Source organism: Paenibacillus cisolokensis, assembly GCF_018403665.1.
Lineage (GTDB): Bacteria > Bacillota > Bacilli > Paenibacillales > Paenibacillaceae > Paenibacillus_AH > Paenibacillus_AH cisolokensis.
In genome coordinates, this window is the sequence record NZ_BOVJ01000040.1 from 12,696 (window position 1) to 28,960 (window position 16,265).

A 16,265-nucleotide genomic window follows, 5' to 3' on the forward strand; every position below is an offset into this window, starting at 1 on the left:
CTGACGGTGTTGTCAGGCCGGGGAAGTTATGCCGCGGACCGGCGAAGCAGCCAATAGGAGAGCGCCGCATACAGGACGACGAGCGGAACCAGCCATAACGACAGCTGGAAAGCGGTATGGCCGGCAAGCCAGCTCCACAGGTCGATCCAGAGGTTGTACTTTAACATGACGAACGAGAAGATGCCGCTGAGCAACAGGAAGGCGATGAACACCGCCAATATCCCGGTCATCCGAAACCGTCTATGAACGGAAGACAGGACGAAGCCGAGGAAATACATGTGCAGCAAGACAATAAAGAAGATGAAGAAACGTTGCAAAACGGTGCCGTCGGACAGATAAGGCAAATGGAAGAAATGGAGACCGGTGCCCCAGTTGACGATCCAGCGGCTTTCGATGACCGACAGTAACGCCAGCAGCAAGGCCGAAATGGCGCTGAAGCCGGCAACCGTCGCCGCCGTGCCCAGGAAGTAGTCCGTTCTGCGTATGCTGTAACCGAGCGCGAACGGAAACGTTTGATGCAATGTCATGAAACCGACCACGTTCGTGTAAATGATGATGGATGCCAGACCGCCGGTATACAGGTCTTCGTCAAGAAAGAAGCTGATCGTATAATTGACAGCGAATGCGAAAGACAGAACGAACACCCATGGGATAAAAAACCATGACATCCGGTCTTTCAGATGCATCTTGATGACGGTCGACGTTCGATTCCTCATGCTTTCGCCTCCTTGCCGTAAGATTTGCGGCTCGTCAAATGGACGATCAATTGCTGCAGCGGAACGTTGTCCAGCTCAAGCCGAAGCGATCGGGCAAGCTGCCGGTCATCCGCTCCGGGATTGCCGACTACGATGGCCGATGCGAGACCGCCCAATGTTTCGCGATGAAGAACGGTTTTTCCCTTGGCGAAAGCTTCCACATCGGCGGTCGCGCCCGAGACGGTGAACGCGCGGTTGCGCAAAGAATCGGTTTCTTCGTCGATCAGCACCCGCCCGTCGTTGATTACGATCACATGCTCGAGAATCCGGCTGACCTCGTCGATCAGGTGAGTGGACAAAATGACCGTGCGCGGGTGTTCCGCGTAATCCTCGACCAGTAACTCGTAGAACAGGCTTCGGGAGGCCGCATCCAGTCCGAGGTACGGTTCGTCGAAGATCGTAAGCGGCGCGCGGCTGGCAAGGCCGGCGACGATGCCGACGGAGGAGAGCATCCCTCTGGACAGCTTGCGCATTTGCCGCTTGGGCGGCAGACGGAACGCCTCGACCAGCCGGTCGGCGAAATCCCGGTCCCAGTTCGGGAACAGGTCGGAACATAGATCGAGAACGTCGGCTACGCGATAGTTGTCCGGATATTTCTGGCTTTCCTTGATAAAGCAGATGCGGCTCAGCACCCGGTTGTTTTCGAACGGCGATTCGCCGAACACGCGCAATTCTCCGATTGTCGGAAATGCCTGCGCCGTAATCATTTGCATGAGTGTCGTCTTCCCGGCGCCGTTGCGCCCAAGCAACCCGTAAATTTTCCCCGCCTCGATGGCAAAGCTGACATCGTCCACCGCCGTGACATCGCGGTACGACTTGGTCAGCCGACTCACTTCTACGACAGCCGTCATCGATGATTGGCCCCTTTCTGAATCATTTCCGTCAGTTGATTAACGGTAATGCCCAGCTTCTCGGCTTCGCGAAGCATGGTCATCACATACTGCTCGAAAAACCGTTCCTTGCGCTTATCCATCAGCCGTGCCTTCGCGCCCGGAGCTACGAACATGCCGATCCCCCGTTTCTTGTACAAGATGCCCTGATCCACCAGCAAATTGACGCCTTTGGCGGCTGTAGCCGGATTGATCCGATAGAAAGAAGCGAATTGGTTCGTGGAAGGCACTTGCGACTCTTCCGGCAATCGCCCTTCCACGATATCGTCTTCGATCCGTTCTGCGATCTGGACGAAAATCGGCCTGCTGTCATCGACCATAAACTCCATCTGTTCACCACCAAACTGGTTCATTACTCATGTAACTAACCATACAACATTGCATCTTTCCTGTCAATAGTTGTATACGGCCCAATTTCGGGCGATGCAGCCGACAGCCGCTTATCGTATTTTTCAACCATAAACCGGTATTTCCTGATAGAATAGAGTCAAGTCTGAAAGAAACGATCGAGGGAAGGGGATGAGAACGGCATGGCAAATAGGGAAGCGATTATGCGGATTGCCGAGGCGAATGCGAAGCGGACGGTAACGTTGCCGGACGGTACGCGAGTGCCTGCCCTCGGGCAAGGGACGTGGAACATCGGGGACAAGCCCGGAAGCAGACAATCGGAAATTGCGGCGCTGCGGCTGGGCGTGGAGCTCGGCATGACGTTGATCGATACCGCCGAAATGTACGGGGAAGGCGAGTCGGAGCGGCTTGTCGGGGAAGCGATTGCCGGGATGCGGGACCGGGTGTTTCTCGTTTCCAAAGTGTATCCGCACAATTCCGGCCGGGACCGGATTGCCGCCAGCTGCGAAGCGAGCCTGAAGCGGCTCGGCACCGATCGGCTCGATCTTTACTTGCTCCATTGGCGGGGACGTGTCCCATTGGATGAAGTGGCGGAAGGAATGGAGCGGCTGAAAGAGCAAGGGAAAATTCTCCGCTGGGGCGTTTCCAATTTCGACGTTTCCGATATGCGAGAGTTGTTCGAAACGCCGAAAGGGGCCGGGTGCGCGCTCAATCAGGTGCTCTATCATCCCGGCTCCCGCGGCATCGAGTACGATTTGCTGCCGTGGCAGCGCGAGCGGCGCTTGCCGACGATGGCCTACTGTCCTCTGGCGCAGGCCGGTTCGCTCCGGAAAGGACTGATCGATAACGAGACGGTTCGGGACATCGCCGCGGACCGGAATATTACGCCTTTCCAACTGCTGCTGGCGTGGTGCATTCGCGGCGGGGACGTTATCGCCATTCCGAAGGCGTCCTCCGAGAATCACGTATGGGCCAATGCCGAAGCGGGCGCGCTGATGCTGACCGAAGAAGAGCTGCGGCGGCTCGATAGCGCCTTTCCTCCGCCCACTCGCAAATTGCCGCTGGACATCGTATAAGACTCCAAGCGTTAAAAAACAGGAGTTTAGGAGGGTCACAGCCCCGCATGATTCTGGTATACTCGATCTGGAAACTTTTCGGCAACAGAAAATAGAGTAGAAAGACGACGAAACAAAGGAGAGCCTATGCGAAAAACATACTGGGTTGCCGCTATCCTCTGTATCGTGCTGATCGTTCCGACATTTCGCATTGCCGAGGCAAGTGTCGCCGGGGCCTATATCGTCAACGCGGACAATCTGAACGTCCGCAGCGAGCCGTCTAAAAATGCCGATGTAATCGGCAAGCTGAACCGGGGCGAACGGGTAGAAGTTACGAAGGAGTCGTACGGATGGTATCGCATCGATGCCGGAAGTGTCGAAGGCTGGGTAGCCGGTTATTATTTGAAAAAGGCAAGCGGAGACAAAGGCGGCAAAGCATCGCCGGCAGCGATTCGGAAAGCGGACCATAACCTGGAGCAGCAAGGCACGGTCACGGCCGACTCGCTCCGGGTTCGCGAAGGCCCGGGCACATCGCATCCCGTTATTGCCGGATTGAAGCAAGGGGACAAATTGACCGTGTTGAAAGCCGACAACGGGTGGCTGAACATTCGTGTCGGCGGAACGACCGGGTGGGTTTCGCAAACCTACGTCGAAATGGGCGGAGCCGCGCCGGCCGTGCAGACGTCCCCGGTCTCCCGGAGCAGCGGGAAGCTGCAGGGCAAGCTGATCGTCATTGATCCCGGCCACGGCGGCGACGATCCCGGGATGATCGGCACGACGCTGGAAACGATTGAGAAAGAGTTGAATCTGAAGACGGCCAAGCTGTTGCGGGACGAGCTGGTAGCCCGCGGAGCGAAGGTAATCATGACGCGGACGAAAGACGGCAGCAACCCGAAGCTCTCGGAACGAGTCGACATCAGCGAACGGAATGCGGCCGATGCCTTCATCAGCATTCACTATAATTCCTCGCAAAAAATACATCGGGTACGCTGGCTTTCTATTACGCGGATAAGGACGAGCTGTTGGCCCGCGCGATCGCAAGACGGCTGGCGGACGGCATCGGATTGAAAAACAACGGCGTTTCGTTCGGCAACTACCATGTGCTGCGTGAAAACGACCGGCCTGCCGCTTTGCTGGAGCTGGGCTTCCTGTCCAACGCCAAGGATGAGAAGATTGTGCGCACCGAACAGTACCAGCGCAATGCCGTCGTCGCCATCGCCAACGGGCTGGCCGATTATTTCGCCGGCAGCGCATCCCGGGTATAAGATTGCCCTCGGCAAAAAACGAAGAGCCTGGCCCGATCCGTCGGGGCCGGCTCTTCGCTGTATTGTGCCGTTAAACATTCGTTCGCTCGCAGTCGCACCCGATTCCGCGCCGTGAATGGCCGGAACGGCTGCGCTTCAGGACGGCCGGCGCCTCGTCTCGAAAAATTCGCACTCTTGCCGCGGATGGTAGGCGATGTCGCCAACGCCCGTCTGCACGACGACGGTCCTGTTGTCGAAGCGGACGATGACGCCGCCGGAATCGATGACGTAGTCGTCCCGGAATACGCGCAGCGGATGCTGGCGCTCCATCGCCTCCTGAAAATCGCGGTCCGTCTCCAACTTGCGATATTGCGCCACAGCCATCTCTCCTTGTCATGGTCGTTCCTGCTGTCCCCATTGTAGCGCATAATCGGCACGATGCAAGCCGGACCGGATAATCGGACAATCCGTCTGCGATCAGAGCAAGGTTCGCAGCCGCGCGTCGGCATTGGCGATCGTCTTTCCGATCGAACGTTCCATTTCGAGCATCTTCTCCTTGAGCTTGACGTTGTCGGCGCACAGCGACAGCACGATGCCAAGCGCGTCTGCCGCCCTCGCGGCATCCTTCCGGCTAAGCGCCTTGGTAAAGTTGCTCCAGGCCGGCGACAGCTGCTTGTTCAGAGCCGCGACCGCTTTTCGCTCCGCGCTGATCCGTTTTTGACGGCATCGGTTTCCTTCAACATGTCGCGGATGCCGCTCTTCTGCTTCGCTATTTCCCGCTTGGCTGCAGTCAGCTGCTCCTTGCGATTGCGAATGTCCGCGCGGGCCAGCTCGATAGCCGGCTTCATGCCGTCCGCCTGCTTGCGGATGGCGGCGGCCAATTCCTTGTTACCCAGCGATTTGGCCAGATCGGCGCTGTCGCGCAGGGCGTCATACGTGGCGAACACCGGCTGATACTTGTCGGTCGTCTTCTGAATGGCCGTCTCCAGCTGCCGGATTCGGGCTGCGCCAATTTCGTTGATCCGCTTCCGCACCTGGGCCGCGTATTGATTGTTGGCGGCGCTCGCCGACTTCAAGTCGCTGTCCAGCTGCAGCTCCTTCTTCTGCAGCAAAGCCAGCTTGTCGTAATCGGTGCGAAGACGAGATTTGAACGTTCCGGAGGCGGCGGCGACCGTTCCGTCCAATCTGGCGGCGACCGATTCGGTCATCGCCAGCTTGGCGGCGGAAACTTCGCTTCCAACCGGAATCAGCATGGAAAAAGAAGAATCAAGACGACGGCCGACCATTTGCTGCGCATTATCGCTACCTCCCGTCATGCCGCGCCATTGCGGCAAAAAAGCACCCGCAAGCCGGACCGTAGAACGATCCTTTGCTTGCGGGTGCTTCCCACAATGTGCGAACATATGTTTTGAATCGATCATAACGTATAGCAATTGCGGTGTCAAGCGGATCTTTTCCGGATACCGCGATACGATGCGTCGCAGCATCGTATCGGCGGAAGATCGAATATCGCCGTCCGGCATTCAGATCGTCAGCATGCCATAGTCGTCGTAGCGCAAGTTCAAATCCCGTTGAAGTCGCCCGAGCGTCTCCAGATAGTTCCGATAGTCGGCGCTCAGAATGCGCATTTGCTCAACGAACACATCGTAGAAGCCCGCTCTGTCGAGACTGTCCTTGAGCTGGCGGGTTAACGCGACCTGTTCCCGGTTGAACGGCAATTTCCCGAATTGTTCGGCTTGCCGGCGCATTTCCTCCTTCAGCGATTCGTATTCCGGCTCCGTCGGCGATATGAAGCGTTGCAGCGATTCCCGGTACGCGGCTGCTGCTTCTTCGATTTCTGCCTCGCTCATCCGGTCGATTTGCGCGGCCAGGGCAGGGGGGATATCGAACGGTTCTATGCCGTCAACGTAGTCGACAAGCCGTTTCCAGGCCGATTCTTTATCCTCGCCCGCAAGGGGCTCGTGCAGAAACGCTCCGAAGTGAAGGGCCATAAATTTGCCCATCGTTCCGGGGAACAGCTCCATTAGCTTGCGGCGCATATAGTCGTCCCGCCGTTTGCGTTCCTGTTCCGCCGCGTCGGCCCAAAGGTCCGCCTCCCGTATCCGCGACCGGCCGCCGTCTTCCGGCGCCTGTTCGGCCGCTTCGATCAAGACCGACAGGGCGCTGCGGCAAAGTTCCAGTTCGGACGCTGCCGCTTCGATCCGTTTCAGTTGTTTTCGAAGTAGAGAAACAGCCTGTTCGGGATGCTGCAGCATCGTTTGGATATCCCGTATCGGCATGCCCAGCCTGCGAAGGGTGCGGATATACCGCAGCCGTTCGATATCGTCCGAAGTATAGATGCGGTATTGATTGGAAGAATCGGTGGCCGGAGCGAGCAGGCCCGCTTGTTCGTAGTAGTAGATCGCTTTGCGCGTCAAACCGGTCAGTCTTACCGCTTCCTTGATCTTCATAATGGCATCGCCTCCCTGCAATTGACTATAAACGATTCCCCCGGGGAAAAGTCAAAGCTTTTTGCCATAAGCAGCTTGACCCGCCCCCAACCCCGATTATTCGACATATTCAGACGACCGGCCGGTTTTATGACGCTGCTGTAGTTCATCAAAAGGTATGTTTAGGTCAAAAAAGGTTATTTTTATATCGAAAAATGATGATAAAATAGTACAAGGAAATGAAAACGCTACCAAAAAACGGCTGAGGGGGAACCGATGGTTATGCATCGCTTGAAACAGCGGAAGCCCGCTGCGCTGCTGCTGATCTTTCTTCTCCTTCTTTCCGCCTGCGGCTCAGGAGGGGAGAGCGCACCGGACGATACGTTCACGATCAATATCGCATATGGCAATCAGCCGGGGGAACCGATTGACCAGGTGGCGCGCAAATGGAAGGAACTTGCGGAGGCGCAAAGCGGCGGGCAACTGCGCTTGAATCTGTACCCGAGTTCCCAGCTCGGTTCCGAAGCGGACGTGATCGAGCAGGCGCTGTTCGGCAGCAACGTCATTATCCTGACCGGTTTCGATTTTCTTATGCGGTTCATTCCGGACTTCGGCGTTCTGACCGCGCCGTATATCGTCGACGATGTGGACGATCTGTTTTATTTGACGACGACGGATTGGTTCAAGGGGTTGGAAAACGAGTTGCGGGACGAAGGCTTCGAATTCGTTTCCACCAAAACGTTTTACGGGGAGCGGCACCTCATGACGACCAAGCCGGTCAAATCGCCGGAAGATCTGAAAGGCATGAAAATCCGTGTCCCGAACAACCAGATGTCCATCAATACGTTCAAAGCGCTCGGCGCTTCGCCAACGCCGCTGCCGCTTTCCGATTTGTACGCTTCGTTGCAGCAGGGCATCGTGGACGGAGCGGAAAACCCGCTGCCGGTCCTTTCCGGGTCAAAAACCCAGGAGGTCGCCAAATATTTGGCGCTGACCGGGCATACGAAAATCGTCAGCCCATGGGTCGCCGGCACCAAGTTTACGGAGAAGCTTCCCGATCATCTGCTGGACATTCTTCGCTCCACGGCCGACGAGGCGGGACAATTCGGGAGAGAGATCGTGCGGCAGGAAGAAGAGAAGGTGCTGGAGCAATTCGAAGCCCAAGGCATTACCATTACGGAAGTGGATCTCGGACCGTTCAAGGAAAAAGGGCGGGACATCTTCAGCCGGGTGCCGCAGTGGAGCCCCGATTTGGAGCAGACGATCCGGACGCTTCTGGAAAATAAACCGTAAGCGGGTGACGATATGAAACGGTTTCTGAACAATCTGGACGATTATCTCGGAGTCGCCGCTTTGAGTGGCATCGTGCTGCTGATCAGCGCGAACGTCTTTTGCCGCTTCGTGCTGAACCGGCCGATTTTGTGGGCGGAAGAAATCAGTCTGGCGCTGTTCGTCTGGCTTACGTTTATCGGCATCAGCTCGGGCGTCAAGCACAATACGCACGTGGGCGTCGATTATTTCATTCGCAAAATGCCGCAACGGATGCAGTACGGCTTTCAGCTGTTCCGGCTGCTTGTCGTTTTCGGCACCACTGTCGTCGTGCTTGTCTATTGGGGCGCGCAGTACACGATTCACGGCGTCGCCAAAGTGACATCCGTACTCGGGCTGAGCTATACCTTCATCATCATCGCGGTGCCGATCGGCTCTCTGCTGGCCGTGTACCATATTGTCCGGGTACTCGTCAGGCGCGATCGCGACTATATTATGCAGAAGAGAGGAATGGAATAGGATGGACTTTACGATAACGGTTATCCTCATGCTCGTCCTGATTTTCCTGAACATTCCCGTCGCGTATGCGATGATCGCGAGCTGCGCCTATTACTTTATCGTCAATGACAGCATTACGAAGGAAATTTTGATTCAGCGCATGATGAGCGGCGTCGAATCGTTCCCGCTGCTTGCGATCGTCTTCTTCATTACCGCGGGCATTCTGATGAACTATACCGGCATTACGGAGAGGATGCTGAATTTTGCGGAGGTCGTGACGAGGCGAATGACGGGGCGGTTGGCCAAGGTCAATGTGCTGCTCAGCCTTCTCATGAGCGGGATTTCCGGTTCCAACATTGCCGACGCCGCGATGCAGTCCAAAGTGCTGGTGCCGGAGATGACGAAGCGGCATTATCCGGTGGCCTTCTCGACGGCGCTGACGGCCGCCACGTCGCTTATTACCCCGATTATTCCGCCGGGCATTGCGCTTATTATGTACGGCTATATCGGCAACGTATCGATCGGCGATCTGTTTCTGGCAGGCGTATTGCCGGGCTTTCTGCTCGCCGCCGTATTTATGGCATGCGTGCATTTCATCGCGAAGAAGCGCGGGTTCGAGGTGGAGAAGCTCGAGCGGGCGAAGTCGAAAGAAATTCTGGTCGCATCCAAAGACGCGGTGCTGGCCATCCTGCTGCCGGTTATCATTATCGGAGGCATTCGTCTCGGCGTGTTCAGTCCGACAGAAGCGGGGGGCATCGCCATCATTTACGCGCTGCTGCTCGGTCTTTTGATTTACCGCCGGATGAAAGGCAGCCAGCTATACGAAGCGCTGAAAGAATCGGTGAACCTGACGGCTACGATTATGATCATTATCGCGGCAGGGACCGCATTCGGCTGGATTTTGACGCTGGAGCAAATTCCGCAGCAGCTGACGTCGGCGGTAACCGGGTATATCGGCAATCCCCAATTGTTTTTTGTCGTTATGATGATTCTGTTGCTCCTGGTGGGGATGTTTGTCGAAGGCAATGTGCTGCTTATTATCCTGACGCCGATCTTCATGCCGATGCTGAAGACGCTCGGGATCGATCCGGTTCATTTTGGCATCTTTTTCATCCTTTGCCTCAGCGTCGGCACGATTACGCCGCCGGTCGGCACGATCATGTTCGCGACGACGGCGATCACGAAGGTGAAAATCGAGGATTTCATCAAGGAAGTGTGGCCGTTCTGGCTCGTCTTGGTCGTCGTCATCCTGCTGGTGGCCTTCATTCCCGGTATTTCGCTCTGGCTTCCTTCACTGTCGAAATAAGCGGTATTCCATGTCCAAACGATTGGCTCAATTGGCGGCGTCGCCCCGCATGGGGCGGCGCTTTTTGTCATCCATAAAAGCTGCGGCACCCTCCTTGCGGGAGGGTGCCGTCTGTGGTCGTGCCGGCTACACCTTCAGTTCCGCCCATTTATGCTCCAAAGCGGGGCGCTTGTAGCCGGCCAGGCTGTCGAGCAGCTCGGCTGCCCGGTCGTGCAATACGAACAACTGAAGATTGGAAGACTTGGCGAATCCGGCTTCGACGGCATGCGAAACCATCGCGACGAGCGGATCGAAAACCGGTTGACATTGAGCAGCCCGACCGGCTTCCGGTGAATGCCGAGCTGGCTCCAGCTCAGCGCCTCGAACAACTCCTCGAACGTCCCGAGCCCGCCCGGCAGAGCGACGAACGCATCCGCCAGCTCGGACATGAGCGCTTTGCGCTCATGCATGTCGGCGACTTCCCTGAATTCCGTCAAGCCGGTATGGATCATCTCGCCCGCGAACAGTCCGCGTGGCATAATGCCGGTCACTTTGCCGCCGCCGCGCAGCGCGGCATCCGCCACGCGGCCCATCAGCCCGATTCGGGAGCCGCCGTATATAAGCTCGATGCCCCGTGCGGCGAGCTCCGCGCCGAGCGCCTCGGCCGCTTCCGCATAAGCGGGCGAAGCGCCGGCGTTCGAACCGGCAAACACGCATATGCGCTTCATCTTGTAGCCTCCTCCGTCAATGCCGCCTGTCCGGCGGTCAAACCGTACATACTCCAGCCTATCATAAATCCGCCCGGCTCGAAATCCCCCTCTTGCCCCTCCGGATGCCCGAACTTGTTGCCGGCTGTCGACGGGTGACCGACATCGACATGATTATTCACTCCGGGCCGCGATATGCTTGCCCGCTGCGCAACTGTTTGCGGTAGGCGGTCGGGGTGAGACCGTACATTTTTTGAACGTTTTGCTGAAATGCGGATAGTCCGAGTAGCCGACCTGCAGCGCAATTTCCGTCGTCGAATCGTCCGTATCGGCAAGCAGCTCCCTCGCTTTCGCCATCCGCAGCCGGGTCAGATGCTGCACGAACGTGACGTTCATCTCCTCCTTGAAAGACCGGCTCAAGTAAGGCACGGAGATGCCGAGCGCATGAGCCACTTCCGTGAGCGACAGCTCTTCCCGCGTATAATGCTCCTCCATATAGCGGACGGCGCGGCGAATGTAATGCCCGGCCCCGAGATTCCGCGAGGCGCGGATTTCCCGGATCATGGCGGATACGGCCTGGCGCAGGCGATCCGCGGCGCCTTCCGCATCCGCGGGCCAATCAGCGCCCGCGCCGCGGGCGCGTTCAAAGCGGAAATTGCGCTCCTCAAGCGCCGCTTCGACGGCGGCGATAACGCTTTGCGCATAGGCGCCGCTGTCTTCGCTATTATGCGCATCCGCCGCCAGACGCTTGACGATCGCCTCGAGCGTTCCGGCGGCTTTATCTTCGGCAGCCGACCAGATATGTCCGGCAAGCTCGCGCGCCAGCGGCTGCAGCGCCAGAAACCGCCGATGGCGGTCCCGGAAGTCCTTCTCGCTGCTTGCCAGCTGTTCGCACACGCGGCGCAGCGTCTGCGTGAACTGCTCCGGATCGACGGGCTTGAGCAGGAAGTCGCTGACGCCGTAGCGGAGCGCCCGCCTGGCATACTCGAACTCGTCATACCCCGACAAAATAATAAACCGGATGCCGCTTCGCTTCGCCTGTGCCGCCTCGATAAATGAGAGTCCGTCCATCTCCGGCATGCGAATGTCCGTCACGACGATGTCGGGCGAGCATTCGTCAAGCATTGCGAGCGCTTCCCCGCCATCTTCGGCTTCGCCGGCAACCGTCAGGCCGAGGCCCGACGATTCCACCAGCTTGCGCAGGCTCAAATGGATCATATGCTCATCGTCAACGATCATGACGCGGTACATCGCTTTCCCCCGCTTTCATGTCTGGATTGTCCGTTTGCAACGGAAGAACAATTTCGATCGTCGTGCCGCTGCCCGGCGACGACTCGGCGATGCGAAGCCCGAACGGTTCCCCGAAGTTCAGCCGGATACGCCGGTGCACATTGACGAGGCCGATCCCGCCGTGTCCGCCGCCTCCGCTTGCGCCGCCTCCGCCGCTTGCACTGCCTGCGGCGTCCGTCAGCGGTCCTGTCTGCGCCGTCTGCCCTTCCGGCTTGTCGCCCGCTATGTCATCCGTTCCGTCGCCGGAAGCGAACAGCCGGTTGTAGCGGTTCATCGTATCGGACGGCATGCCGGCGCCCTTGTCTACGATGCGCAGCGTGAAGGCGTCCGCGCCCGGCTCGCCGATAATGCCGATATAGGAGGGCTTGCGGTTCCGGTACCCGTGCACGAAAGCGTTCTCCACGACAGGTTGAAGCGTCAGCCGGACGGCGGATACCCGGGGAAGCCACTCCTCGCCGACCGCGATTTCGACGTTCAGCTGCCGGAATCTGGCGCATTGAATGTCGAAGTACGAACGGATATGTGCGATCTCATCGGCAAGCGTGACGGTATGCTTGGCGTTTCCGGCATTGTACCGGAACATATGGGCGAGGGCGGTCGTCATTTTGCTGATCGCCCAATTATTTTCCACGATGGCATGCGAATTGATAATTTCGAGCGAATTGTATAGAAAATGCGGATTGATATGCGACTGCATCGCCTGCAGCGACGATTCCTTCTGCTTGATAATCAGCTCCTGCTCCTTCAGTTTGGAGGAATGCACCTCGCGCACGAGCCGGTCCAGCTCGCCGGTCATCCGGAAGAAGCTGCGGAATACGGAACCGATCTCGTCGCTGCGCTCCACGATCTTCTTCGGACGGATATGGAAATCGCCATTTTCGACTTTGGCCATCAGCTTCTGCAGAAAGGTCAGCGCCCGCGTGATCGTGAGCGAGTAGCCGCCGACGATCGCGAGCGCGACGAACAGCATGGCGCTGCCGACCGCCAGGGCGATATTGCGCATCCGGATGAGCGGACCGGTCATCGTCTCCAGCGGGATGTCGGCGGCGACATGCCAGCCGGTAAGCGGGGAATAGCCGTGAATGACGATTTCGCCTTTGCCGCTCCCTGCCGACTCGTTCCGGTAATATCCGCTCCCTTCGCTTCCGAGCCGAGCGAGCGTCGCTTCCGGCAGAGGCTTACCGATCCTGCTTTCGTCGGGGTGATAGATCATTTGTCCGTCGCTATCGGCAATCCAGACATTGATATCGTTCAGCGACGCGTTTTTGCTGATATGGGCAATTTGCTCTAGGTTGAGATCGATGAGGAGCAGCCCTTCATACCGGTAAGTCGTCGCGTTGTGAAGCTTGCGGGCGACGGTTAGCACGGGCGTCGCGCCGACGCGTCCCGGTCCAAGTATCTGAAAGTTGTCCCATTGGTCCATTTTCGACAAAACATTTTGTTCCGTTCCCGGATGACGCTCATGTCGATCCAGCCTTTGGCTTGTGTGAAATCGGTTATTTGCCAGTTGTTGCTCGCCACCACCGAAAGTCCGACAATGTCCGTCCGGCCGTATACCGTTTGGGAAAACAGCTCTCTCTCCATCGTTTCGGCAATGTGGAAATATTGATAAGGCGTGAAGGACGGACGGCTGATAAACTGCTGGATTTGCGGGTGATTGACAAACGGGAACGTGGAGTTTTCAAGGTTGGAAATATACAAATCAAGATAGGCGTTCGTCTGCCCGACGATGCGGGAATAGGTGGCGATCGCCGCCGCCTCGATCGTTTCCGTAGACGATCGGTACCAATACCATCCGATGACCATGACCGGAAAACAGATGAAAAACCCGATGATGATGATGAGACGCTGGCTGATCGTGATCGTGCGTACTGCATCGGTTTTCGCCATGGCGGTGTTCCCCCTTGAGCGCATGGACGGCATCCGTCCGGGTCGTATCAAACATTTTAGCAAAAAAACACAAGTTGTAAATAAAAACACATGAGAGAACGACGTCATATTTTTTATAATGCAGTAAAAGAAACCGCTTTAACATGACATGAAAACGGGAGGTCGAGGTTTTTTCAGAGCATCATCCGCATTTTGTGTTAGAATTTCTGACAAAAACTCCGAAGAAGAGGAGAGGGCGACTATGGCTATCAAGCTACGAACTGCCCGAACGGGAAAATCGGACGAACGCGTACGCCGCATCGCGCTTCTGCTGTTTGCGGTTTTGCTCGTTCTCACGGGAGCGGTCGCTCCGGCGCAGTCCGCGTCAGCCGAACAAACCGCCGTCCAAACGCCGCAGCTGACGATCGATACCCATACGGACGGCGCGAGCGTTGCCCCCGGCATCGTCCGGATAGGCGGGACATATACGAACGTCTATGCCATCGAGCTGATCGTCAATGCCGGAAAACTGCTGGACGCTCATCTGGACGACCCGGACGGCGACGACTCGGGCGTCTGGTATGCGGAATGGAATGCGGCCGAATATGACGGCGCGGTCGAGCTGGTCGCCCGCGGCGTCGATGCGGCGACCCGCTATGCAGCCTGGTCGGAACCGGTTCGCGTCAGCGTGGATAATCCGAGGGCAAATATTCCGGATGTGTCGATTGTGTCGCCGGCCGACGGCGGCACGGTCGGGGACAGCGCCGACATCCGCGTTGCCGTGTCCGCCCGCAACCGGCTCAAGCAGGTGCAGGTTCGCGTCAATGGCGGACCGTGGCGCAACGCCGCACAAAAACAAGACGGGACGTACGTCGTGAAGTGGAATTTCCGGTCATCCGGCGAACGGTACTTCAGCATCGAAGCACGGGCGACCGACGCGGAAGGGAATGTCGGACGCAGCCTGTCGACCTACGTGCGGACGGCCGGCGCCGTGCCGGAGCCGACGCCGGCCCGCGGCCGGGAACGGTCGATGTGGATCTGGGAGAACGCATCGTATAATCTGATCCTGAATCCCGGCTCGCGGCATGTGCTCGATGTGATGGCGTCGGACACCGCAACGTTCGGACAGGAGCCTGTCCGGACGCTCTATCTCGGCATCGCCGCCCATGAAGGGATCGACATCGCCGAGGACGAGCGGCAGAAGCTGCGCGACTTTGTTTCGTGGGCGCACGGGCGCGGCTACCGCGTAGAGGCGCTTATCGCCGGAGGCACCGTTCCGCCGTTTTTCGGCGCGTATGAGCGGTATCGCAAGGAGGCTTTGCGCGAATTCGAGAAGGTGCTGAACTATAATCTGTCCTCCGCTCCGGACGAGCGGTTCGACGGCGTCAACGTCGATACCGAGCCGTACATTTTGGCCGACTTCAAAACCGGTTATCCGCGGCTGCAGATCGAATATCTCGACATGCTGGCGGCGCTTATGGAGCGCAAGGAAGCGTCCGGCCTCGGTCTCTCCGTCGGCCCGGCGATTCCGCGCTGGTACGATTCGTCGCCGACGGCGGAGAAGATCGTCTGGAACGGGCAAGAGAAGTGGCTGTCCGAGCATATTCAGGATATCGCCGATTACATCGCCATTATGGATTACCGCGATCAGGCGGAAGGCAGCCCCGGCATCATTGCGCAGGCCCAGGGAGAGATCGACTACGCGAACGCCATCGGCAAGCCGAACTCGGTCGTCATCGGCGTCGAGACGAAAGACATCGCCGACGGGGGCGATCCGGAGACGATCAGCTTCCGCGAGGAAGGGCGCGATTACATGGAGCGGGAGCTGGACAAGGTAGAAGCCGCTTTCGGCGACAGCCCGTCGTTCGGGGGCATTGCGCTCCATCATTACGACACGCTGCGGGAGCTGCCGTCGGCCTGGGGACCCGAGGCGCGGTTCTGGCAGCCGCCCGCCGATTCGAAGCCGCCGTCCCGGGTCGGTTGGCTGAAGGCGGAAGCTTTCGACCATCAGCGGATCGACATCGCTTACGGCCGGGCGAAGGACAATGGGGAAGTGAAGGAATACCGCATCTATCGCGGCACCGAACCCGGTTTTCCGGCGGACGAAGCCCATCTGGCCGGTACGGCGCGCGGGCTGAACTTCCGGGATCAGGGGCTGTTGCCGGGAACGACATACTACTACAAGGTGAGCGCCGTCGATATGGCGGGCAACGAAGGACCGATATCCGCCAGGGCGTCTGCGTCCACCGGACAGACGTCGCTGAAGCCGATGATCGTCCAGGGCATGAGCGTCGCTTACGACGGCAGCCGGGCAACCGTCACGCTGCGCATCGTCGATCTGGAGACGGGCGAGCCCGTTCCGGCGACGGTTCACGGGCGGTTCACCTTCATGGGCGGCAGATATATCAGCGCCGCAACCGGAGCGGACGGCGTCCTGACCGCCTCGTCGGAAGCGGTGTCCGCTGTTTCGGGCGAGATCGGCTTCGCGCCGCGCCGGGTCATGGCGGCAGGCTACTACTGGGCCGGCGCCTACGACGATCCGCGCGAGGCGTCCGCCGTCTGGGGGCCGTAATCCGGCGGCGAAGCTTTGAGGTCATTCGGACATTTTAATATACAAGATAAGACG

Annotated in this window: 17 protein-coding genes and 1 pseudogene; 7 read left to right on the forward strand and 11 right to left on the reverse strand. The window is 58.2% G+C overall.

Features of this window, described 5'->3' with window-relative positions; all coding sequences use genetic code 11:
* Positions 1-26: 26 nt before the first annotated feature.
* From PACILC2_RS05430 to PACILC2_RS05440, 3 genes are read right to left on the reverse strand one after another with little or no spacing between them, the layout of a single operon-like run.
* On the reverse strand, positions 27-716 hold the full coding sequence (locus PACILC2_RS05430) for a hypothetical protein (RefSeq protein ID WP_213527975.1): 690 nt from the start codon (positions 714-716) through the stop codon (positions 27-29).
* A complete protein-coding gene (locus PACILC2_RS05435; protein ID WP_213527977.1) occupies positions 713-1,606 on the reverse strand; it encodes an ABC transporter ATP-binding protein in 894 nt (297 codons plus the stop codon). Before PACILC2_RS05435 ends, PACILC2_RS05430 begins: the two co-directional genes overlap by 4 nt.
* Complete coding sequence (locus tag PACILC2_RS05440) at positions 1,603-1,974, reverse strand: GntR family transcriptional regulator (protein ID WP_062496283.1); 372 nt, start codon at positions 1,972-1,974, stop codon at positions 1,603-1,605. The genes PACILC2_RS05435 and PACILC2_RS05440 overlap by 4 nt, the downstream gene beginning before the upstream one ends.
* Before the next feature lie 201 nt (positions 1,975-2,175).
* On the opposite strand from PACILC2_RS05440, the gene PACILC2_RS05445 reads away from it, so the two are divergent.
* From PACILC2_RS05445 to PACILC2_RS29845, 3 genes are all read left to right on the forward strand, one after another.
* Positions 2,176-3,069 carry an aldo/keto reductase gene (locus PACILC2_RS05445; RefSeq protein ID WP_280515280.1) on the forward strand — a complete coding sequence of 298 codons (894 nt, stop codon included), beginning with the start codon at positions 2,176-2,178 and terminating at the stop codon, positions 3,067-3,069.
* Between the two features lie 126 nt (positions 3,070-3,195).
* Positions 3,196-4,116 (forward strand): N-acetylmuramoyl-L-alanine amidase family protein, encoded by a 921-nt coding sequence (locus PACILC2_RS05450; protein WP_504739378.1) that lies wholly within the window; start codon positions 3,196-3,198, stop codon positions 4,114-4,116.
* A complete protein-coding gene (locus PACILC2_RS29845; RefSeq protein ID WP_504739379.1) occupies positions 4,071-4,313 on the forward strand; it encodes an N-acetylmuramoyl-L-alanine amidase family protein in 243 nt (80 codons plus the stop codon). The genes PACILC2_RS05450 and PACILC2_RS29845 overlap by 46 nt, the downstream gene beginning before the upstream one ends.
* A 135-nt stretch (positions 4,314-4,448) precedes the next feature.
* On the opposite strand, the gene PACILC2_RS05455 is transcribed toward PACILC2_RS29845, so the two are convergent.
* The 3 genes from PACILC2_RS05455 to PACILC2_RS05465 form a co-directional block, all read right to left on the reverse strand.
* Positions 4,449-4,670, reverse strand: a complete 222-nt coding sequence (locus PACILC2_RS05455; RefSeq protein WP_062496277.1) for a hypothetical protein — start codon at positions 4,668-4,670, stop codon at positions 4,449-4,451.
* Between the two features lie 299 nt (positions 4,671-4,969).
* Positions 4,970-5,626, reverse strand: a complete 657-nt coding sequence (locus PACILC2_RS05460; protein WP_213527979.1) for a hypothetical protein — start codon at positions 5,624-5,626, stop codon at positions 4,970-4,972.
* 189 nt (positions 5,627-5,815) lie between these two features.
* Positions 5,816-6,742 carry a MerR family transcriptional regulator gene (locus tag PACILC2_RS05465; protein ID WP_213527981.1) on the reverse strand — a complete coding sequence of 309 codons (927 nt, stop codon included), beginning with the start codon at positions 6,740-6,742 and terminating at the stop codon, positions 5,816-5,818.
* A gap of 261 nt (positions 6,743-7,003) precedes the next feature.
* Here PACILC2_RS05465 and PACILC2_RS05470 point away from each other — a divergent pair, with 261 nt between their 5' ends.
* From PACILC2_RS05470 to PACILC2_RS05480, 3 genes are read left to right on the forward strand one after another with little or no spacing between them, the layout of a single operon-like run.
* Complete coding sequence (locus PACILC2_RS05470) at positions 7,004-8,014, forward strand: C4-dicarboxylate TRAP transporter substrate-binding protein (RefSeq protein WP_213527983.1); 1,011 nt, start codon at positions 7,004-7,006, stop codon at positions 8,012-8,014.
* Between the two features lie 12 nt (positions 8,015-8,026).
* Positions 8,027-8,509: a TRAP transporter small permease gene (locus PACILC2_RS05475; RefSeq protein WP_213527985.1), complete on the forward strand. Its 483-nt coding sequence runs from the start codon at positions 8,027-8,029 to the stop codon at positions 8,507-8,509.
* A 1-nt stretch (position 8,510) separates the two neighbouring features.
* Positions 8,511-9,794, forward strand: coding sequence for a TRAP transporter large permease (locus tag PACILC2_RS05480; protein ID WP_213527987.1), 1,284 nt, complete (start codon positions 8,511-8,513; stop codon positions 9,792-9,794).
* A gap of 126 nt (positions 9,795-9,920) precedes the next feature.
* Here PACILC2_RS05480 and PACILC2_RS05485 read toward each other — a convergent pair.
* The 5 genes and pseudogenes from PACILC2_RS05485 to PACILC2_RS26400 all read right to left on the reverse strand — a co-directional run bounded on the left by PACILC2_RS05485 (position 9,921) and on the right by PACILC2_RS26400 (position 13,660).
* Positions 9,921-10,501, reverse strand: a pseudogene (locus PACILC2_RS05485) (LOG family protein).
* Positions 10,498-10,662 carry a hypothetical protein gene (locus PACILC2_RS05490; RefSeq protein WP_213527990.1) on the reverse strand — a complete coding sequence of 55 codons (165 nt, stop codon included), beginning with the start codon at positions 10,660-10,662 and terminating at the stop codon, positions 10,498-10,500. The pseudogene PACILC2_RS05485 and the gene PACILC2_RS05490 overlap by 4 nt, the downstream one beginning before the upstream one ends.
* The gene (locus tag PACILC2_RS05495) at positions 10,655-11,731 is read right to left on the reverse strand and encodes a response regulator (protein WP_244863254.1); all 1,077 of its coding nucleotides are present in this window, start codon (positions 11,729-11,731) and stop codon (positions 10,655-10,657) included. Before PACILC2_RS05495 ends, PACILC2_RS05490 begins: the two co-directional genes overlap by 8 nt.
* On the reverse strand, positions 11,709-13,193 hold the full coding sequence (locus tag PACILC2_RS05500; RefSeq protein WP_244863257.1) for a cache domain-containing sensor histidine kinase: 1,485 nt from the start codon (positions 13,191-13,193) through the stop codon (positions 11,709-11,711). Before PACILC2_RS05500 ends, PACILC2_RS05495 begins: the two co-directional genes overlap by 23 nt.
* Positions 13,130-13,660, reverse strand: a complete 531-nt coding sequence (locus tag PACILC2_RS26400) for a hypothetical protein (RefSeq protein ID WP_244863255.1) — start codon at positions 13,658-13,660, stop codon at positions 13,130-13,132. Before PACILC2_RS26400 ends, PACILC2_RS05500 begins: the two co-directional genes overlap by 64 nt.
* Before the next feature lie 241 nt (positions 13,661-13,901).
* Here PACILC2_RS26400 and PACILC2_RS05505 point away from each other — a divergent pair, with 241 nt between their 5' ends.
* Positions 13,902-16,211, forward strand: coding sequence for an Ig-like domain-containing protein (locus PACILC2_RS05505; RefSeq protein ID WP_213527992.1), 2,310 nt, complete (start codon positions 13,902-13,904; stop codon positions 16,209-16,211).
* Positions 16,212-16,265 lie beyond the last annotated feature (54 nt).

Coding starts and splice junctions, on each gene's coding strand:
- PACILC2_RS05430 (WP_213527975.1), bottom strand. CDS start 716: ATGAGGAATCGAACGTCGACCGTCATCAAGATGCATCTGAAAGACCGG.
- PACILC2_RS05435 (WP_213527977.1), bottom strand. CDS start 1,606: ATGACGGCTGTCGTAGAAGTGAGTCGGCTGACCAAGTCGTACCGCGAT.
- PACILC2_RS05440 (WP_062496283.1), bottom strand. CDS start 1,974: ATGGAGTTTATGGTCGATGACAGCAGGCCGATTTTCGTCCAGATCGCA.
- PACILC2_RS05445 (WP_280515280.1), top strand. CDS start 2,176: ATGGCAAATAGGGAAGCGATTATGCGGATTGCCGAGGCGAATGCGAAG.
- PACILC2_RS05450 (WP_504739378.1), top strand. CDS start 3,196: ATGCGAAAAACATACTGGGTTGCCGCTATCCTCTGTATCGTGCTGATC.
- PACILC2_RS05465 (WP_213527981.1), bottom strand. CDS start 6,742: ATGAAGATCAAGGAAGCGGTAAGACTGACCGGTTTGACGCGCAAAGCG.
- PACILC2_RS05470 (WP_213527983.1), top strand. CDS start 7,004: ATGCATCGCTTGAAACAGCGGAAGCCCGCTGCGCTGCTGCTGATCTTT.
- PACILC2_RS05475 (WP_213527985.1), top strand. CDS start 8,027: ATGAAACGGTTTCTGAACAATCTGGACGATTATCTCGGAGTCGCCGCT.
- PACILC2_RS05480 (WP_213527987.1), top strand. CDS start 8,511: ATGGACTTTACGATAACGGTTATCCTCATGCTCGTCCTGATTTTCCTG.
- PACILC2_RS05495 (WP_244863254.1), bottom strand. CDS start 11,731: ATGTACCGCGTCATGATCGTTGACGATGAGCATATGATCCATTTGAGC.
- PACILC2_RS05500 (WP_244863257.1), bottom strand. CDS start 13,193: ATGGACCAATGGGACAACTTTCAGATACTTGGACCGGGACGCGTCGGC.
- PACILC2_RS26400 (WP_244863255.1), bottom strand. CDS start 13,660: ATGGCGAAAACCGATGCAGTACGCACGATCACGATCAGCCAGCGTCTC.
- PACILC2_RS05505 (WP_213527992.1), top strand. CDS start 13,902: ATGGCTATCAAGCTACGAACTGCCCGAACGGGAAAATCGGACGAACGC.